The sequence below is a fragment of the Novosphingobium taihuense genome (assembly GCF_007830315.1).
In the GTDB taxonomy this organism is placed as follows: Bacteria; Pseudomonadota; Alphaproteobacteria; order Sphingomonadales; family Sphingomonadaceae; genus Novosphingobium; species Novosphingobium taihuense.
Map to the genome: position 1 here is coordinate 180684 of NZ_VLKJ01000005.1, position 16697 is coordinate 197380.

General features: G+C 61.9%; 16 protein-coding genes. 5 read left to right on the forward strand and 11 right to left on the reverse strand.

Features of this window, described 5'->3' with window-relative positions; translation table 11 throughout:
- Positions 1-138 precede the first annotated feature (138 nt).
- The 3 genes from IQ25_RS12090 to IQ25_RS12100 are packed head-to-tail and all read right to left on the reverse strand — an operon-like array spanning position 139 to position 2846.
- A complete protein-coding gene (locus IQ25_RS12090) occupies positions 139-1143 on the reverse strand; it encodes a helix-turn-helix domain-containing protein (protein WP_144906128.1) in 1005 nt (334 codons plus the stop codon).
- Positions 1118-1834 (reverse strand): SDR family NAD(P)-dependent oxidoreductase, encoded by a 717-nt coding sequence (locus tag IQ25_RS12095; RefSeq protein ID WP_144906130.1) that lies wholly within the window; start codon positions 1832-1834, stop codon positions 1118-1120. The genes IQ25_RS12090 and IQ25_RS12095 overlap by 26 nt, the downstream gene beginning before the upstream one ends.
- Entirely contained in the window at positions 1824-2846 is a 1023-nt protein-coding gene (locus IQ25_RS12100; RefSeq protein WP_144906132.1) for an NADP-dependent oxidoreductase, read from the reverse strand. Before IQ25_RS12100 ends, IQ25_RS12095 begins: the two co-directional genes overlap by 11 nt.
- A gap of 165 nt (positions 2847-3011) precedes the next feature.
- On the opposite strand from IQ25_RS12100, the gene IQ25_RS12105 reads away from it, so the two are divergent.
- Together IQ25_RS12105 and IQ25_RS12110 are read left to right on the forward strand one after the other, a co-directional pair.
- Positions 3012-5375, forward strand: coding sequence for a TonB-dependent receptor (locus tag IQ25_RS12105; RefSeq protein ID WP_144906134.1), 2364 nt, complete (start codon positions 3012-3014; stop codon positions 5373-5375).
- A gap of 103 nt (positions 5376-5478) precedes the next feature.
- Complete coding sequence (locus tag IQ25_RS12110) at positions 5479-6243, forward strand: SDR family NAD(P)-dependent oxidoreductase (protein ID WP_144906136.1); 765 nt, start codon at positions 5479-5481, stop codon at positions 6241-6243.
- Positions 6244-6363: 120 nt separating this feature from the next.
- Here IQ25_RS12110 and IQ25_RS12115 read toward each other — a convergent pair whose 3' ends face one another.
- Positions 6364-7158: a ThuA domain-containing protein gene (locus IQ25_RS12115; protein ID WP_144906138.1), complete on the reverse strand. Its 795-nt coding sequence runs from the start codon at positions 7156-7158 to the stop codon at positions 6364-6366.
- A complete protein-coding gene (locus IQ25_RS12120; RefSeq protein WP_144906139.1) occupies positions 7158-8165 on the reverse strand; it encodes an NADP-dependent oxidoreductase in 1008 nt (335 codons plus the stop codon). Before IQ25_RS12120 ends, IQ25_RS12115 begins: the two co-directional genes overlap by 1 nt.
- 148 nt (positions 8166-8313) lie before the next feature.
- Here IQ25_RS12120 and IQ25_RS12125 point away from each other — a divergent pair, with 148 nt between their 5' ends.
- Entirely contained in the window at positions 8314-10800 is a 2487-nt protein-coding gene (locus IQ25_RS12125; RefSeq protein WP_144906141.1) for a TonB-dependent receptor, read from the forward strand.
- Positions 10801-10923: 123 nt separating this feature from the next.
- On the opposite strand, the gene IQ25_RS12130 is transcribed toward IQ25_RS12125, so the two are convergent.
- The 5 genes from IQ25_RS12130 to IQ25_RS12150 form a co-directional block, all read right to left on the reverse strand.
- Positions 10924-11352, reverse strand: a complete 429-nt coding sequence (locus IQ25_RS12130) for a nuclear transport factor 2 family protein (protein WP_144906143.1) — start codon at positions 11350-11352, stop codon at positions 10924-10926.
- Positions 11353-11433: 81 nt separating this feature from the next.
- The gene (locus IQ25_RS12135; RefSeq protein WP_144906145.1) at positions 11434-11784 is read right to left on the reverse strand and encodes a Rieske (2Fe-2S) protein; all 351 of its coding nucleotides are present in this window, start codon (positions 11782-11784) and stop codon (positions 11434-11436) included.
- Between the two features lie 10 nt (positions 11785-11794).
- Positions 11795-12328 carry a VOC family protein gene (locus IQ25_RS12140; RefSeq protein ID WP_144906148.1) on the reverse strand — a complete coding sequence of 178 codons (534 nt, stop codon included), beginning with the start codon at positions 12326-12328 and terminating at the stop codon, positions 11795-11797.
- Positions 12325-13062: an SDR family NAD(P)-dependent oxidoreductase gene (locus IQ25_RS12145; RefSeq protein WP_144906150.1), complete on the reverse strand. Its 738-nt coding sequence runs from the start codon at positions 13060-13062 to the stop codon at positions 12325-12327. Before IQ25_RS12145 ends, IQ25_RS12140 begins: the two co-directional genes overlap by 4 nt.
- Positions 13062-14081 (reverse strand): NADP-dependent oxidoreductase, encoded by a 1020-nt coding sequence (locus tag IQ25_RS12150; RefSeq protein ID WP_144906151.1) that lies wholly within the window; start codon positions 14079-14081, stop codon positions 13062-13064. The genes IQ25_RS12145 and IQ25_RS12150 overlap by 1 nt, the downstream gene beginning before the upstream one ends.
- A gap of 107 nt (positions 14082-14188) precedes the next feature.
- Here IQ25_RS12150 and IQ25_RS12155 point away from each other — a divergent pair, with 107 nt between their 5' ends.
- Together IQ25_RS12155 and IQ25_RS12160 are read left to right on the forward strand one after the other, a co-directional pair.
- Positions 14189-14599, forward strand: coding sequence for a nuclear transport factor 2 family protein (locus IQ25_RS12155; protein WP_144906153.1), 411 nt, complete (start codon positions 14189-14191; stop codon positions 14597-14599).
- Between the two features lie 170 nt (positions 14600-14769).
- Positions 14770-16203, forward strand: a complete 1434-nt coding sequence (locus IQ25_RS12160; protein ID WP_144906155.1) for a methyl-accepting chemotaxis protein — start codon at positions 14770-14772, stop codon at positions 16201-16203.
- A gap of 10 nt (positions 16204-16213) precedes the next feature.
- On the opposite strand, the gene IQ25_RS12165 is transcribed toward IQ25_RS12160, so the two are convergent.
- Positions 16214-16621: a MarR family winged helix-turn-helix transcriptional regulator gene (locus IQ25_RS12165; protein ID WP_144906157.1), complete on the reverse strand. Its 408-nt coding sequence runs from the start codon at positions 16619-16621 to the stop codon at positions 16214-16216.
- Positions 16622-16697 lie beyond the last annotated feature (76 nt).

Consider the following 16697-nt stretch of genomic DNA (forward strand, 5'->3'; position numbering starts at 1 on the left):
ATGACGGGGCATTTTGAAAAACCGGCAGGTTGGATTGTTTCCCCAGGGAAACAGGCTGGAACAAGCCACGACCACAGTGGGTGGCTGCGCCATCTTTCTCGCCTTCGGTCAAATGACGCGGCCCTGCTTCCTGGCCGCCTAGGTTTTCGTGCCCTCCGCGAGCGCCTGTGCCGGTGCGCCGAGCACGGCCTGACGGAGATCGAGCGAACGCAAGAACATCGGCCCGCATTCTTCGAGGAACTGCGTCGGCTTCATGCCGAGAAACTGGTGTGCTTCACGGATGAAGTGCGAGTAATCGGTGTACCCTGCATCGATGGCAAGTGCACGTCTGCCAGGACCACCGCGGATCAATGCGTGAAGAGAGCGAAGAAATCGCGTGCGCCGGATAAGAACCTTCGGCGGGAAGCCGAAGGCCTTGAGGCAGAACCTCTCAAGGGTGCGAGACATGAGGCCAAGCTCGTCAGCCAACTGGCTGACCGAACGCAGGTTCGGGGAGAGCAGAGCAGACAGGAGCTGTTTGATCAACTGCTCGTCCCGATGCGGTTCGTCCATGTGCTTGAGGAACCATTGGTCAAAGATCTGAGGGATGTCTTGTGGTTCGGCGTAACTCCGCAGTTGCTGTGCAAGGGCATCGACCGAGGTGCCAAGAACCTCGCGTGCAGCGACGACCCTGTTCGCGAGGCCGGCTGCGGAACTCCTGCTAAGACGCGCCCATCCTGCAGGCGTGATGCCTGCGCCGACTACTGCTCCACCGTAGCTTTCCGACCAGCAGACTGTGGAAGAGGGGCCGAAAAGCGATACGCTGGGTACGCGCTGCGCCTCGTGCTTGTCGAACTGGACTTGCCAATGCGTGTCCGGATCGATCAGGATGCGAAGATTGAACCAAGCTGGCTGGAACACGTCGCGATGGGTTCTGCCCTCGGGTGGTTTGACAGAATAGAGGTGGTAGCCGCTGATCAACCCTTCCAGTTGCGCCGTCGGCTTCCAATATTCCATTTGCAGGGCGGATGACAGCTTTGCGCCATCGGCGTGAGAGTGTGTTGCGATCGACATGAATTGCAAGAATGCCCCGTGCCAGACAGGTTCTGGACGCGACATCCAACGGTTGGCGCGGGCTTTAGTGCCGCACCATTGCTCCGCCATCTACCCAGACGCCGTGCCCTGACATGAAACGGGCATCGTCGCTGCACAGGAAGGCGATTACATCAGCAATGTCCTCCGGCTGGCCGAGGCGGCGCAAGGGGGCTTTGTTTTCCCAGAAGGTGCGGAATTCGGGCATGTCGGTAAAGGCGGGCGCCGTCATCGGCGTGGCGATGGCGCCGGGCTGCACGCAATTGACGGTGACGCCAAACGGTCCAAGCTCGGCCGCGACCGATTTGGTGAAGCCGAGGACTGCGTGCTTTGACGCGGAATAGGCGGCAAGGCCTTCGTCGCCGTGGCTCGAGGTGGTTGAGCCGATGGTGACGATGCGGCCGTTGCCAGCAGCCTTGAGGTGCGGCGTCGCATCGCGGACGAGGCGGAAGACCGCGACAAGGTTCACTTCCAGCACGCGCAGGAAATAGGCATCGTCGTGGCCTTCGAGCGGATGGAAAGCGCTGATTCCCGCGCAGGGGACCAGCGTATCGAGTCCACCCATCTTTGCTATGGCCTGTTCGACAAGGCGGGCATTGGCGTCGGGCCGGGTCAGGTCGGCGATGAAATCGACCTCGCCCTGCACGTCGGCGGTGAAGACCTGCGCTCCGTCCGCGCGCAGGCGCGCAGCGGTGGCAGCGCCGATGCCCGAGGCTGCGCCGGTGACAATGGCTTTCCTGCCGTCGAGGCGATCAGAGGCCATCGGCGATCTTCAGTACGAGCTTGCCGGTGTTGGCACCCGTGAACAGGCGCATGAAGGCGTCGTAGGCGTTCTCCAGCCCTGTCTGGACGTCTTCGTCGATGCGCAGGCGGCCCTGTGCCATCCATTCGGCCATGATCGCGCCGCCTTCGGCAAAGCGCGGGGCGTAGTCCATGATCAGGTAGCCGTAGAGCGTGGCCTGCTGGGTGAGGATCGACCAGAGGTTGCGCGCGCCGACCTTTTCAGGCGAATTGTACTCGCTGATCAGCCCGCACAGAACGATGCGCGCGTGCTTGGCGAGGTTGAGCAATTCGGCATCAAACACATCGCCGCCGACATTCTCGAAGATCACATCGGCACCGTCGGGCGCGGCCTGGCGAATCTCTGCGGCAAGCTGGGTGACCGACTTGCCCTTGTAATCGATGGCGGCGTCGAAGCCGTAGTCGTCGATCAAGCGCCGGCACTTGTCTGGCCCGCCGGCAATGCCGATCACCCGGCAGCCAAGGATCTTGCCAATCTGGCCGACTGCCGAGCCGACAGCCCCCGCAGCGCCCGAGACGAGCAGGGTTTCGCCCGGCTTGGGCTTGGCAACGTCGATCAGGCCGAAATAGGCGGTAAGGCCGACAGCACCCATCGCGGAGAGGAACCGCGATGGCGAATCTACCAGGCCTGTATCAACCTTCATGGTAAATCCTCCAGCAACGTTGACCGAGTAGTCCTCGAGCGCATTGAGGCCCATGACCCAGTCGCCCACGGCGAAATCGGGGGTGTTCGAAGCGGCGACGACGCCGATCGTCGAGGCGCGCACCGGGTCACCAAGCGGGATCGGCGGCATGTAGCTTGGCGCGTCGTCCATCCAGCCGCGCTGGGCCGGGTCGAGGGAAGCATAGCAATTGCGCACGACGAAGCCGCCTTCGGGAGCCAATGGAACCGCTTCTTCTACAAGCGAAAAATCTTCGGGCACCGGGGTTCCGTGGGGACGGCGCGCAAGCAGGAATCGGCGATTGACGGTCATTATGATCTCTCCCGGAGTGTCGTCCGAACGTTGCGACAAGCATGGAACATGCACCGTCAGAGGCACCTGTAACAAGTCGCAGTTGGTTCGCGGAGCGCAGCAGTGGATGAAAGAGGAGAGCCATCGCCACCTAGCGGGCGAGGTCACCCTTGAGGGAGGATACTCATGAGACGCACTGCCGCGCGGCGCCTGATCGCCGCTGCCCTGACCACGACTGCAATCGGTTTCTCGCTTCCGGCGTACGCCGCCGACGAGCCGCAGGCCGCACAGGCCGACGACGGCGCGCAGGCGGCTGACGAAGGCGACACGGGAGCGATCATCGTGACCGCCCGTCGTCGTTCGGAAACGCTGCAGAGCACCCCGGTTGCAATCACCGCCGTGAATACCGCCTTCCTCGAAAGCAAGGCCGCCGTGAACATCGGCGACCTGCAGGGCGCGGCTCCGGGCCTGCTGATCACTCAGCAGAATTCAGGCGCACAGGCGGCCAATATCTCGATCCGCGGCCTGACCTATGCCGACATCGAAAAATCGCAGACCCCAACCGTCGGCGTGCTGGTCGACGGCGTGGTGATCGGCACCAACACCGGCCAGTTGCAGGATGCCTTCGACATTGCGCAGCTCGAAGTCCTGCGCGGTCCACAGGGTACGCTGTTCGGGGCGAACACCATCGGCGGCGTGATCAACATCCAGCGCACCAAGCCAACGATGAAGCCGGGCCTGAAGGCCGAGGTGACCTACGGCAAGTTTGCAACCTTCTCGACCAAGCTCCTTGCCAACTATGGCAACGAGGAAAGCTGGGGCGTAAAGGCGTGGTATTTCCACAACGAGACTGACGGTTTTTACAAAAACGTCGTGCGCAACGTCAGCGCTGGCTGGAGCAACGGCGAGAACTACGGTGCAAGCCTGCTGTTCAAGCCGACCGGTTCAGGCTTTGATGCGCAGTTGACGGTGGCGCAGGTCGAGCAGGTTTTCGACCCGGTTGTCAGCAACATTACCAATAGCAGCGAAGTTTTCTGCGCCTTCATTCCGACGCGCGAATGCAATCGCAACACGACGACCGATCTCTACACCACATTCGGCGATGCAGCTTCGAGCAACTACAAGGCACCCGAAGCCACACTGGAAATGAATTACGATGCGGGTGGCGTGAAGCTGACCTCGATCACCGGCTGGCGCAAGAGCACAGAAGCACAGACACAGGACTTCGACGGTTCTTCGACCGACCTCTACTATGTCGATCGCCGCCAGCACTATGAGCAGTGGAGCCAGGAACTGCGCGCGGCCGGCAACCTTTTCGAAGGTTTCGATTACGTCGTCGGCGGCTTCTACTTCAAGTCTGACTACGACCTGACCCAGTGGTCGCGCGTGTTCGGTTTCAGCCCCAGCACTCCGCCGACACTTTTTGACCGCAACGCCCAGCGCGTCGAAGGCAAGACCGAGAGCTATGCCGTGTTCGGCGATTTCAACTGGGCCTTTGCCGAAGGTTTCCGCCTGTCGTTCGGTGGCCGTTACAGCCACGACAAGAAGGAGTTGAGCAACGGCTTTGCCGCCAACACCCTGCTCGATCCCGACAATATCGATCTGACCAAGATCGCGCTGGTCGGCAAGGGCAAGGCGAGCTTCAACAAGTTCACGCCGAAGGTCGGCATCGACTGGCGTCCGAACCAGGACGTGATGGTCTATGCTTCGTGGTCGCGCGGTTATCGTTCGGGCGGCTTCAGCCCGCGCGCCGCTACCGCTGCCACCGCGAGCACGCCGTTCCAGCCCGAAACCGTCGATGCCTATGAAGTCGGCGTGAAGCTGGCAGCGTTCGATCGCAAGCTCGAGATCAACCTGGCCGGCTTCGTGTCCGACTACAAGGACATGCAGCAGAACCTGACCGTTCCGGGTGGCCCAACCGGCAACCAGACGATCACCGGCAACGTGCCGGGCGGCGCGCTGATCAAGGGCATCGAAGCTGATGGCACGCTGCGCGTGACCGACAACTTCAAGATCACCGGCTCGATCGCGATCATGGACTCGCACTTCCGAAACTTCGTGACCTGCGGTGCCTATGCCGGTGGTCCGGTGGCGACGAATGCCTGCGGTGCCGGGCTGGTGCCGTTCAACTATTCGGCCAACCGCCTGATTTACGCGCCGGACTTTACGGCGTCGCTGGGTGCGGAATATGTCCAGCCCACCGGCTTCGGCGACATCACCACCAACGTCGGCTGGCGCCATATCTCGCCTTACGATGAGCAACTCTCGGCTGCTTCGCTGACTGTCGCAACGAACGGTGCGGGCGAGGCCACCGGAGTAACCGTCAACGGCAACGATCCGCGCGTGCGCACCACCACGCAGGATCTGGTCGACGCGTCGATGACCTTCAACTTCGACCTGAAGGACACCAAGGCTTATCTGCGCGTATTCACCCGCAACCTGCTGAACGAGAAGACCACGACCCACGCGTTCACCGTCGCCGGGCTCTGGTCGTTCGGCATGGCGCTCGAACCGCGCACTTACGGCGTGACTGCAGGCTTCAAGTTCTGAAGCTGGCGCATATAACCTGATCCACCTTGCCGGGGGGGCGGGGGAGGGTCGCTCCGGCGACGTTCCTTTCCGTCCCTCCGGTTTTCTTTTGGGAGAGTTTCACATGGGCCGTCTTGACGGAAAAATCGCGTTGATAACGGGCGGAGCCTCAGTGCCGGGTCTGGGCAGTGCCACCGCGCAACGCTTTGCCGAAGAGGGCGCGAAGGTGTGGCTGACCGATCGCGATCTGGCAGGGGCCGAGAAGGTGGCCGAAGGCATCCGCGCCGCCGGTGGGCAGGCCAAGGCCATGCTGCATGACGTGACCAACGAGGCGCAGTGGGACGAAGTCTTCGCCGCGATCGAAGCAGAAGACGGCAAGCTCGACGTTTGCGTGAACAACGCTGGCATCGCGGTGCTGCGGCCGATCGAGGACATGACCACAGCGGACTGGAACCTGCAGAACTCGGTCAACCTCGACAGCGTGTTCCAAGGCACCAAGCGTGCGGTAGTGCTGATGCGCAAGACCGGCACCAAGGGTTCGATCATCAACATCTCATCGGTGGCAGGTCTGATCGGCGTGCCAGCGTGCGGTGCCTATGCTGCGGCCAAGGGCGGCGTTCGCCTGTTCTCGAAGACCATTGCGGTCGAGACGGCCAAGGACGGCATTCGCGTCAATTCGGTTCACCCCGGCATGATCCTGACCAACATCCAGGGCGTGGCGCAGGAGGACAACGCGGCCAACTATGACGCCACGCTGGCGCTGGTGCCGATGGGCTACATGGGCGCGCCGCTCGACATCGCCAACATGAACCTGTTCCTTGCCTCGGACGAGAGCCGCTATGTGACGGGCACGGAACTGGTGGTCGATGGGGGGATGACGGCGCTCTGAGGCTAGACTGACAGTTGCCCCCCGCGCCTGAAGAGATCCGGGGGGCGGGGGCCTCGTGCGGTTTACTGAAAGGCTCCGTAAGAACATCGAGCTCCCCGCCTGCGCGGGGACGCTTCGTTATCAAGCGGCCACCCAGCGGATCGCGTTCTCCACCAGACGCCGGTAATGCGGATTGTCGTAGGCCGAAGGGCCATCACCGGGTTGCAGATAGACGAGGCGGCTGTTCAGGGCCTGTTTCGTCCATCCCACGAGGTTCGAGCCGGAAGGATGATCCCAGCCTTCGCGGCTGAACATCTCGCCCTTCACGGCAAGATCGGCTGACCAGAAGTGATCGCGGTCGAAGGCGGCGTTGGAGCGCAGGAGCGGGGTCACGTCGCTTTCGTTGATCTGGCTCAGGTATAGTTCGTCGGTCAGTGTGAAGCTTGCGGGCAGCCCTGCCGTTACAGGATGGTCGGCGACTACGGCGATCTCGTGTGTCACATCGTGGCAATAGCCGCTGTCGGGCACCGCTTGCTCCCGCCATGCGCCGGGATGGTAGAAGAACTGACCGCCGACCCATTCGTGATAGTCAACCCAGGTCGGCCAGCCCGCCAGCGCATGATGGAGCGCGACCACGCCCTTGCCCTGTTCGAGCAGGGCGCGAAAACCCGCCTTCAATTCGGCGGACGGGTCACGATACAGCGGGGCGTTCTCGGGCGCTTCAAAATCGAGCCCGGGCATGTCGTAGAGCACCAGCGCGTCGAAACCGCGCATCGCTTCTGGGTTCATCAGCAGGGCGGCGGCGGGCTGATCGACCATCGTGGCCGAAATGCCGTCCATGGCCTGAAACATCGCATCGAAGGCAGTGCGATCGAACGGGTGCCCGCGCACGGCGACGAGGCATTGCAGCGGGGCGCGGTGTTTGATGATCGGCATCAGGCAACCTTCACGATGACTTTGCCGATGGCCTTGCCCGAAAGCATCCGGTCATAGGCGACGAGCGTGTTCTCCAGCCCTCGCGTCTCGTCGAGGTTCACCGTCAGCGTTCCGGCATCGACCCATTCGCGTAAGGTCGGCAGAAACTCTGCGCCGCGATGGAGGAAATCAGGGATGAAGAAGCCTTCGATCCGCAACCGCCGCATCAGCACCTGATCGAACCGCGCGGGGCCGGGCAGGGGCGCGTCGTTGTCGTAAGCCGCAACCATGCCGCAGACCGCGACGCGGCCATAGTGCGCCATGTTGGGCAGAACCGCATCGAGCAACGGCCCGCCCACATTGTCGAAATAGGCATGGACGCCACCTTCGATGGCGGCAAGGCGGGCTTCGACGTTCTCGTTCTTGTAGTCGATGGCGATATCGACGCCGAGCTGTTCGGTGAGGTAGCGGCATTTCTCCGGCCCACCGGCTATGCCGATGACATTCGCGCCAAGATTGCGGCCGACCTGGCAGGCCATCGAACCGGTGGCACCGGCAGCAGCGGAAACGACCAGCCATTCGCCCGACTTGATCGCCGCCACTTCCTTCACGCCAACATAGGCCGTCCAGGCATTCATGCCGAGCGCGCCAAAATGGTGGCGGATATCGCCGAGGGTTTCGTCGACAATCTCGAGACCGGATAGTGCCGGAACGACAGTCGCATATTCGGCCCACTGGCCGAAGCCGCGCACCAGCGTGCCGACCGGGAATGCCGCATCGCGGCTTTCGCTGACATGGCCCAGCACCAGGCCTGCCATTTTGGAGCCCAGCGGCAGCGGGGGCTGATAGCCATCGGTGCGCGGGCTCATCCACATGCGCGTGCCTGCGTCCATCGACAGCCAGCCCACCTTTATGCGCACCTCGCCCTCACCAAGGTCCCCGAGTGTGTCGGTTTGCAGGCTCAGCGCGCTATCGAAATCGGAGCCTTCGGGGTGGCGGTCCAGTCGCCAGAAGCGGGTTTCAGTCACGGCGTTTCCTCTCAGGCGACTGAGGTGCCGACGCTACGGCATCGCGGCACCTAGCCAAAGGATGAGGCTAACGTATTGGCGAGGCGGTGAAGACCGCTTCACGGGATTAGACGCGCGACAGGCATAAACAAAATTGGGAGGATGCGGCATGCACACCTTTAAGGGACTTCTTCTGGCGACCTGCGCATTCGGCGCGGCCGTTCCGGCATACGCTCAGGACGCGCCGCAGGCAGGCGCTCAGGAGGCCGCCAGCGCTGGTGGCCTCGAGGAAATCATCGTCACCGCTCGCAAGCGCGAAGAGTCGGTTCAGACGGTTCCTGTTGCCGTGACCGCGATTTCGGAAAAGACCATCCAGCAGCGCGACATCACCTCGATCGAGAAGATTGCTGCCGCCACGCCCAACCTCAGCGTCGGCCGTGCTTCGAACGGCTCGGGCGCGCAGTTGACCATGCGCGGCATCGGCTCGTCATCGACATCTATCGGCATCGAGCAGTCGGTCGCCGTGGTCGTCGACGGAGCCTATTACGGGCAGGGCCGCGTCATTCAGGAAGGTTTCTTCGACCTCAAGCGGGTTGAAGTGCTGAAAGGTCCGCAGGCACTGTTCTTCGGCAAGAACGCCACTGCCGGCGTGATCAGCCTGACCACCAACGATCCTGGCAACGAACGCGAGTTCATCGCCCGCGCCGGGTACGAGTTCAAGGCCAAGCAGTACCTCGGCGAATTCATCGCTTCGGTGCCGCTTTCCGACACTTTCGGCGTGCGCCTCGCTCTGCGCGGCTCGCTGATGGATGGCGCCTATTACGACAACATTTCGGTTCCGCGCACCTACACCACGGCTGACGTTGCCAACGGCTTTGCCGCGACCCCGCACACCGCCACGGTCGCGTCTGATGGCCCCGGTGAGCGAGAGTTCCTTGGTCGCCTGACGCTCAAGTACACGCCGACCGACGATCTGACCGTCACGCTCAAGGGCAACTTTGATTACAACAAGACGAAGAACAGCTCGTGGAACTATGTCGCCTACAATTGCGGCCTTGCCTCAGGCGTAAGCCAGCTTTCGGGCTATAAGTGCGGCACGGACTTCGTCACGCACCAGAACAACATCCCGACCGACATCGCCAAGACCTTCCCGTTCTCGCAGGAGGATGGCGCGCTCTACAACCGCTATCGTTCGTGGGCGATCAACGGCAACGTCGTCTATAACGTGGGCGACGTGACGATCAGCTCGGTCACCAACTACAACACCAACAATAACCGCTGGGCCTGCGCCTGCGACTTCCAGTCGAGCAACAGCGGCACTTGGGCGACCGAGAACTCGACCTGGCGCGCGTTCAGCCAGGAACTGCGTGCGCAGACCGCGTTCGACGGTCCGGTGAACCTGATGGTCGGCGGCCTGTACCAGAAGACCAAGCGCCTGTTCGACCAGTTCGTCATGTTCGCGGGACTGGAAAACAGTGCTGCCTCGGCGTCGAACCGTTATCTTGCCGGCAGCAAGTCGAGCTTCACCGATGGCGAGACCAGCGCGCTGTTCGGCCAGGTCACGTGGAAGGTTGTGCCGACGGTCGAGCTGGCGGGTGGTGTGCGCTATACGCACGAAACGAAGAAGAGCTTTTTCGTTCAGCCCTATAACAACCCGTTCCTGACCACGGGCGGCGGGTTGCCGATCTTCCGCGGCGCAGATTCGCCAGATGGTCTTGGCGTGATCAACGCGCGTCAGGTCTTCGACGACTGGTCGCCGGAAGTGACGCTGACGTGGAAGCCGCAGCAGGGCATCCTCGTCTATGGTGCCTACAAGACCGCCTACAAGTCGGGCGGGTTCTCGAACGGCGGCATCAACTCGCTTCTGTCGAACGATCCTCTCGGCGACCTGACCTTCAACCCGGAAAAGGCACGTGGTTTCGAAGCCGGCATCAAGACGACGCTGGCCGACAACCAGCTGCGCCTGAATCTGACCGCGTTCACATACAAGTACGCCGACCTGCAGGTCGACTTCTTCAACTCGCCGATCTTCGCCTTCCAGACGCTGACGGCAGACGCCCGCACCAAGGGCGTGGAAGCCGAGTTCGAGTTTGCGCCGCGCTCGCTTGACGGCCTCAACGTCCACGGTTCGATCAACTACACCCGTGCCCGCTACACCAGCTTCCCGCTCGGTCCATGCTACGCCGGCCAGACCCCGGCGCAGGGCTGCAATCTGACGGCTGCCGGTGCGGTGATCGGCGCAGGTGGCACGGGCGTGCGTCAGAACCTATCGGGCCGTCCGCTTTCGGTGGCGCCTGAATGGACCGGCGCTTTCGGCGTGGGTTACGATGCTGCGGCGGGCGATGGCTACAAGTTCGGCATCAATTTCGATGCGCGCTTCTCGTCGAGCTACCTCGCTTCGGGCTTTGGTGCGGAGCAATCGCGCCAGGGCAAATATGCCACGCTCGACGCTGGAATCCGCTTCGGTGCCGAAGATGACAACTGGCAGATCTCGCTTATCGGCAAGAACCTGACCAACACGTTCTACGTGAGCGGCGTTGTCGATGGTCCTTCGACCGGCGGAGGCACCGGAACGGCCGCAGGCGTCCACGCCGACCAGCTCGGCTTCGGCAACCTGCCGCGCACGGTGCAGGTCACGGTGACCAAGCGCTTCTGATCGTCCGATCGAAATGGAAGGGGCCTCGTCCGGATGCGGACGGGGCCCTTTTCCTTGGGCAAAGCAAAGGCGCAGAGAGCAAAGCTCCCCGCACCCTTTTTCGTTGTCTTTTTGAACTGGGTGTCAGCAGCCTTTGGGGGCGTGCTGTCGGTGGATGTTGCGGAAGGAGCGGGTCTTGAACAGCCACCGTCCATCGATCTTGACGCAGGTGTCCTCATAGACGCCGCGATCGCGCATCGTTGTGCCGTTCTGGTCATAGACCTCACTGGTGTAGCTGCGCATCGCGGCGGTATCGCCGGTCACCTCGATCGAGCCGGGCCAGGCTTCGAACATGATGCCGGGATAGTTCTTCATTGCCTCGATCCACATCGCCTTGATCGCGGCGCGGCCCCGCGTGGTGCCAAGTTCGGGATAGTCGGGCAGCGACCATTCGGCGTCCTCGGCCCATGTCGCGGCCCAATCGTCGGCATCGACGCGAGTGACGGCGTCGGCATAGGTCTCGAGCAGTTCGCGGATGGCGAGGCGGTCTTCGGCGGGGCCGGTGAAGGGCATTGTCTTATCTCTCCCGATTGTTCGTAACTGGAGAGAACCTAACCTTGTACGGCATTCAGTGAACCTGCGCTTTGAGTGAGTTCAAAGAACGATGGGCAGCTCGTCCATGCCGGGGGCGGCATCGGGAACGCAGACTTCGATCTGGCCGCCTTCGACCCGCACCGGGAAAGTGCGCAAGTCCTTGTAGGCCCCGCCGATGCAGCGGCCCGAGTTCATTTCAAACCGGGCGCCATGAAGCGGGCACATCACCGCGCCGCGCCGGATGCGGCCGGTAGAAATCAGCGCGGCCTGATGAGTGCAACGGTCGTTGACGGCGAACAGGCCTTCGTCGGTCTTGGCCACCAGCACGTGCCAGCCGCCGATCTTCGTGGCGATCTTGCCTTCTGCGGGGAACTCGCTCTCGGAGATCAGGGTATGCCAGGAGTCGGTCAACGTCGGGTCCTCAAGTCATGCGGATGGTGTGGATTGGGTCCGATCCGCGATAATCCTGCGCCGCCTGCGCGACCATCGCGTAGAAATCAACCAGCGTTTTGGTGGGGGCGTAGAGTTCGGTGAACAGGCCCAGCGTGGCTGTGGTATCGGCAAAAGCGAAGACGAACCCGTCGTTCATCTCGGCACGCAAGGCACATGGCGCACTGCGTGCGGCAAACTTCGCGATTTCGGCATCAACGTCGTCCACGAACACTGCGAGGTGGTGCATGCCCCAGCGACCGGAGCCTTCAGGGTAAAGATCGCGGAATGGCGAGGGGCCGGGATTGTTCTGCGCGACGAACTCCACCATTACCTCGCCCCATTGGCCGTAGGCGGAAGTATGATCCAGCTCGCGCTCGACCCCGCGATGAACGGCGCGGGCGAGCGGGATATTGTCGGCAACGAAGAACGGCCCTGATCCGAACGCTTCGTGATGAGCGCGCGCGGCGGCGCGCACATCCTCGACGAAGAAGGCGACCTGACGGATCGGAAGCCCACCGGTCAAATCGAGGCACCGCCGTCGACGCGGAACTCGGCACCTGTGGCAAAGGCACTGGCATCGCTGGCAAGGAACACGGCCATGGCCGCGATTTCTTCCGGCTTGCCCAGGCGCTTCACCGGATGGACGTCGACGAAGCTCTGGTACAGCGCTTCCGGGTTGTCCGACTGCGCCAGCACCTTGTCGATGATCGGGGTGTGGATCGCGCCGGGGTGGATCGAGTTGCAGCGGATGCCGTAACCTTTTTCGGCAAAGTGCAGCGCGCAGGACTTGGTCATCAGTGTCACCGCCGCCTTGGCCGCATTGTAGGCGACGAGGTTGGACGAGGCCTTCACGCCCGAGAGCGAGGACATGTTGATGATCGATCCGCCGTTGGCCTTCATCTTCGGCAGCACCGCCTGCGTGCCCATGAACACACCGAGCACGTCGATGTTGAGCTCGTGGCGGAACTGGTCGAGAGTGATCTCCTCGATCGAGCCGAGCGTTGTGATGCCGGCATTGTTGACCAGCACGTCGATCCGCTCAAACGGCGCGACGGCCTGCGCCCACGATGCTTCCTGCGTGACGTCCAGAGCCACGAACCGTGCTCCGATTTCCTGCGCCAACGCTTCACCAGCCGTCGCGTCGATGTCGGCGATGATGACCGAAGCGCCCTCCGCCACATAGGCGCGGGCAATCGCTTCACCCAGACCCGATGCGCCGCCGGTGACAAAGGCGACCCTGCCAGCAAGCGCGCCCATCAGATCAGCACCAGCGTCTTGCCGGTGGTGCGCCCGCTCATCAGCTCGATGAACGCCCCGGGCAGTTTTTCGAGTCCCTCACGTACATTCTCAAGCGGCTTCAGACTGCCCTCGGCAAAGAGGCGGTCGAGCATGGCCTGTGCCTCGCCCAAGACTTCAGGGTGATCGTAGGTGATGAAACCGCGCATGGTCAGGCGGTTGACGACCAGTTGCCACAGGTTGCGGTTGCCGTGGGGATTGTCGGCATCGTTGTACTGCGCGATCATCCCGCAGACCGCGACCCGCCCATGCAGGCGCATCAGCGGCAATACCGCGTCGAGCGTCTCGCCACCCACATTGTCGAAATAGACATCGATGCCATCGGGAGCGGCCTGACTGATAGCAGCGGCAAGATCGGGCGCGGCGCGATAATCGATGGCGACGTCAGCCCCGAGATCGCGGACGATCTGCGCCTTCGCTGGACCGCCGGCAAGACCGATGACCCGGCATCCGGCGGCTTTGGCGAGTTGAACAACGGTGCTGCCGGTGGCGCCCGCGGCGGCGCTGACGAGGACCGTCTCGCCTGCCTTGGCCTTGCCGATCTCGAACAGGCCGACCCATGCGGTCAGGCCGACGGGCCCAAGAGCGCCCATGTAGTGCTGTAACGGCACGTCTGCTGCGGCTTCGACCTTCTCGATGCCCAGCGCATCGCCCTTGACCACGTAATACTCCGACCAAACCGCAAAGGTGCGCAGCAGCGTGCCGATGGGGAAGGCGGGATCGTTCGATTCGACTACCTCGCCCAAAGACATGCCGTTGATCGGAGCGCCAAGGGCCACGGGCGGAAGGTAGCTCGGCCGGTCATCAAGGAAGCCCCGGATTGCCGGATCGCAGGAGCAGACCCGCATCTTCACGAGGATCTCGCCGGGGCCGGGCACGGGGCGCGGTGCCTCGGTCAGGGCGAAATCGTCGGGGACGGGGATGCCGACGGGGCGGCGGGCCAGTGTGATCTGGCGCGTGATCTGGTTATCTCTCTCCATATGCCATCCTTAGCGCGGGCAGCGGCGAGGCATCGCTAGCCATATCGCTAGGTTTCGGCCCGTCCCGGTATGAACGATCCTTGGGCAAATGTGAGAGGACAATTCCAATGACCATGACTGCACAAGAGATGATCCAGTTCGTCGATGACCTCTACGAGGCAACCGGCACGGGCAACTGGGAAAAGGCCGCCTCGATGCTGACCGACGATTTTATCGTGAGTGAAGCGCCAGGCCTGCCGATGGAGGGTATCTATCGCGGCAGGAACGCGCTGCAGGACCTCTATGTCAAGGTCATGGGTCTGGTCGATGTGGTCGGCCTGAACCGGGTCGAGACCACCGCTGGCAAGGATCATGCTGTCACGATCCTGTCGTTCCAGTTCGCCGATCCTTCGCTGCCGCCTGCCGAACTGTGCGAACTGTTCCGCTTCCGTGATGGAAAGTGCTGCGAGATCAAGCCGTTCTACTTCGACCACGAAGTCTTCCGTGCGGCAGCGACAGCGAAGAGCCAGAGCGTGTGACACTTAGCTTCTGCTCGGCGCAACATTGCTGAACGATGTCCACTTTGTGTTTGAAAACTAAAGATATCCTGCCCTTTTGGGTATAAGGCGATTGCCGTAATTCGGCATTTAAGACTGTTTCAGTCTGAATAACCTACCACGCCGTCCGACAATCGGGCGGAGATATTGCAATGGCAGATCATGGGAAGCTTGAAGAGCGCATAAGCTTTTACGAGCTTGGACGAAATCGTGAGAGTTTCGGCAGGCTCTCCCGATTGATCGGGCGCTCGGTCGATGCCGGGCTAGCAAAATTCTATGCCAAGCTGTCAGCGACCCCTGCGCTTGGCGGGTTCTTCTCGTCCGACGACCGCGTTCGCCATGCCCGCACTGCGCAACGAGACCATTGGGTCCAGTTGTTCGAGAAGGGCCTGGATCAATCGTATTACGAGCGTGCACTCAAGATCGGTAACACCCATGCCCGCATCGGTCTGGAACCCAAATGGTATATCGGTGGGTATGCACTGATTGCCGAGCATCTTATCGAATCCATGATGATGCAGGGTGCGGGGCGCTTCATGCCCGGCCGCCGCAGGATGGCGCGGGATATTGCCGCGCTGGTCAAGGTCGCCATGATCGACATGGACATGGCGCTATCGACCTATTTCGAGATGGCAGAGAAGAACACGCGAGACATCGTTCTGGGCAAAATGGGAACTGCACTCAGTGCCTTGGCCGAAGGCGACCTGACCGCACGAATGAGCGACCTTCCGGCGAGCTTCGGGCAGGTGGAAGACGATTTCAATCGCGCGATCGACAAGTTGTCAGGCACGGTCGGGCTGGTGGCGGAAAGCAGCTCGCAGATCAGCACCTCGACTGAAGAGATCCGCGCCGCCACCGAAAATCTCGCATCGCGGACAGAGCGGCAGGCCAACAACGTGCAGGAATGCGCGCATGCGATGAATGAGTTGACCGTTGGGCTGGACAAGACCTCCAGATCGATGGCCGAGCTTCGAGTATCTGCGCAGGAGACTGAAAACGAGGCGATCCAAGGGCGAGAGGCGGTCGCACAGGCAATTAATGCCATGGATGATGCACAACAGAGCGCGCAGGAGGTCGTGCAGATTGCCGAAATCATCGACGGAATCGCATTCCAGACGAATCTGCTCGCCTTGAACGCCGGGGTGGAAGCTGCCCGCGTGGGGGAAATGGGGCGAGGCTTCGCCGTTGTGGCCAATGAGGTCCGTGCCTTGGCGCAACGCTCGTCTGATGCAGCCGACGATATCAAGAAGTTGCTGTCGGAAAGCCGAGCGCAGGTCGATCGTGGGGCGGGTCTGGTGAAAGGCGCTGGCGGGATGCTGCATGCGATCATCGGTAAAGTGACCGAGATCAGCAGGGGCGTTGGCGCCGCCGCCCATCTGACCGAAGATCAGGCGAAGAATGCCGCGCTCGTAAACAGTTCAATTGCCGAGATCGACCTCGCCACCCAGCAGAATGCCGCAATGGTCGAGCAGAGCGCGGCTGCAACGCGCAGCATGGCCGGCACTTCGTCGCGACTGGCGGCTGCGGTTGCAGTCTTCGACCATGGCCAGATTCGCAAGCATACGTACTTGCAACGGGTTGCGTGATCGCAACAGGTCAGCTGATCTGCCGCAGTAGATCGTGAAGCGTCGAGTAACCTTCGGTTCCCAGGCGGGAAGCGATGGCATCTTCACCTGCTTGCGATGCTGCGCGCAAGGTTCCCATGATCTGAACACCTTCAGGAGAGAGGGAAATGCCGATTCTTTTCCCCTTGCCCTGCTCTCGTTCGATCCAGCCCCGTTCGGCCAGGCGACCGATGATCGGTACCATGTTCGATCGCTGGATCTTGAGCATGCGACCGATCGAGCTTTGGGTAATGCCCGGATTGGCTTCGATCACCATCATCACGGCGGCGTCAGGATGGCGAACGCCGAGATCGCCGTAAGCCTCGTTCACCACACGCAAGCCGAAGCTGGCGGTGCGCACGAGATGGAAGCCGACAAGGTCTTCAAGGGGGTTTCGCATCACGCTCCTCTAACAGCAGCGTTGCAAACATGCATCACTGCGGGGCTGATCATATTCTAACAAATTATGCTATTGA

Excerpts from the sequence above, each read along its gene's own strand:
- IQ25_RS12090 (WP_144906128.1), bottom strand. The coding sequence starts at position 1,143 with ATGGCGGAGCAATGGTGCGGCACTAAAGCCCGCGCCAACCGTTGGATG.
- IQ25_RS12095 (WP_144906130.1), bottom strand. The coding sequence starts at position 1,834 with ATGGCCTCTGATCGCCTCGACGGCAGGAAAGCCATTGTCACCGGCGCA.
- IQ25_RS12100 (WP_144906132.1), bottom strand. The coding sequence starts at position 2,846 with ATGACCGTCAATCGCCGATTCCTGCTTGCGCGCCGTCCCCACGGAACC.
- IQ25_RS12105 (WP_144906134.1), top strand. The coding sequence starts at position 3,012 with ATGAGACGCACTGCCGCGCGGCGCCTGATCGCCGCTGCCCTGACCACG.
- IQ25_RS12110 (WP_144906136.1), top strand. The coding sequence starts at position 5,479 with ATGGGCCGTCTTGACGGAAAAATCGCGTTGATAACGGGCGGAGCCTCA.
- IQ25_RS12115 (WP_144906138.1), bottom strand. The coding sequence starts at position 7,158 with ATGCCGATCATCAAACACCGCGCCCCGCTGCAATGCCTCGTCGCCGTG.
- IQ25_RS12125 (WP_144906141.1), top strand. The coding sequence starts at position 8,314 with ATGCACACCTTTAAGGGACTTCTTCTGGCGACCTGCGCATTCGGCGCG.
- IQ25_RS12130 (WP_144906143.1), bottom strand. The coding sequence starts at position 11,352 with ATGCCCTTCACCGGCCCCGCCGAAGACCGCCTCGCCATCCGCGAACTG.
- IQ25_RS12145 (WP_144906150.1), bottom strand. The coding sequence starts at position 13,062 with ATGGGCGCGCTTGCTGGCAGGGTCGCCTTTGTCACCGGCGGCGCATCG.
- IQ25_RS12150 (WP_144906151.1), bottom strand. The coding sequence starts at position 14,081 with ATGGAGAGAGATAACCAGATCACGCGCCAGATCACACTGGCCCGCCGC.
- IQ25_RS12155 (WP_144906153.1), top strand. The coding sequence starts at position 14,189 with ATGACCATGACTGCACAAGAGATGATCCAGTTCGTCGATGACCTCTAC.
- IQ25_RS12160 (WP_144906155.1), top strand. The coding sequence starts at position 14,770 with ATGGCAGATCATGGGAAGCTTGAAGAGCGCATAAGCTTTTACGAGCTT.
- IQ25_RS12165 (WP_144906157.1), bottom strand. The coding sequence starts at position 16,621 with ATGCGAAACCCCCTTGAAGACCTTGTCGGCTTCCATCTCGTGCGCACC.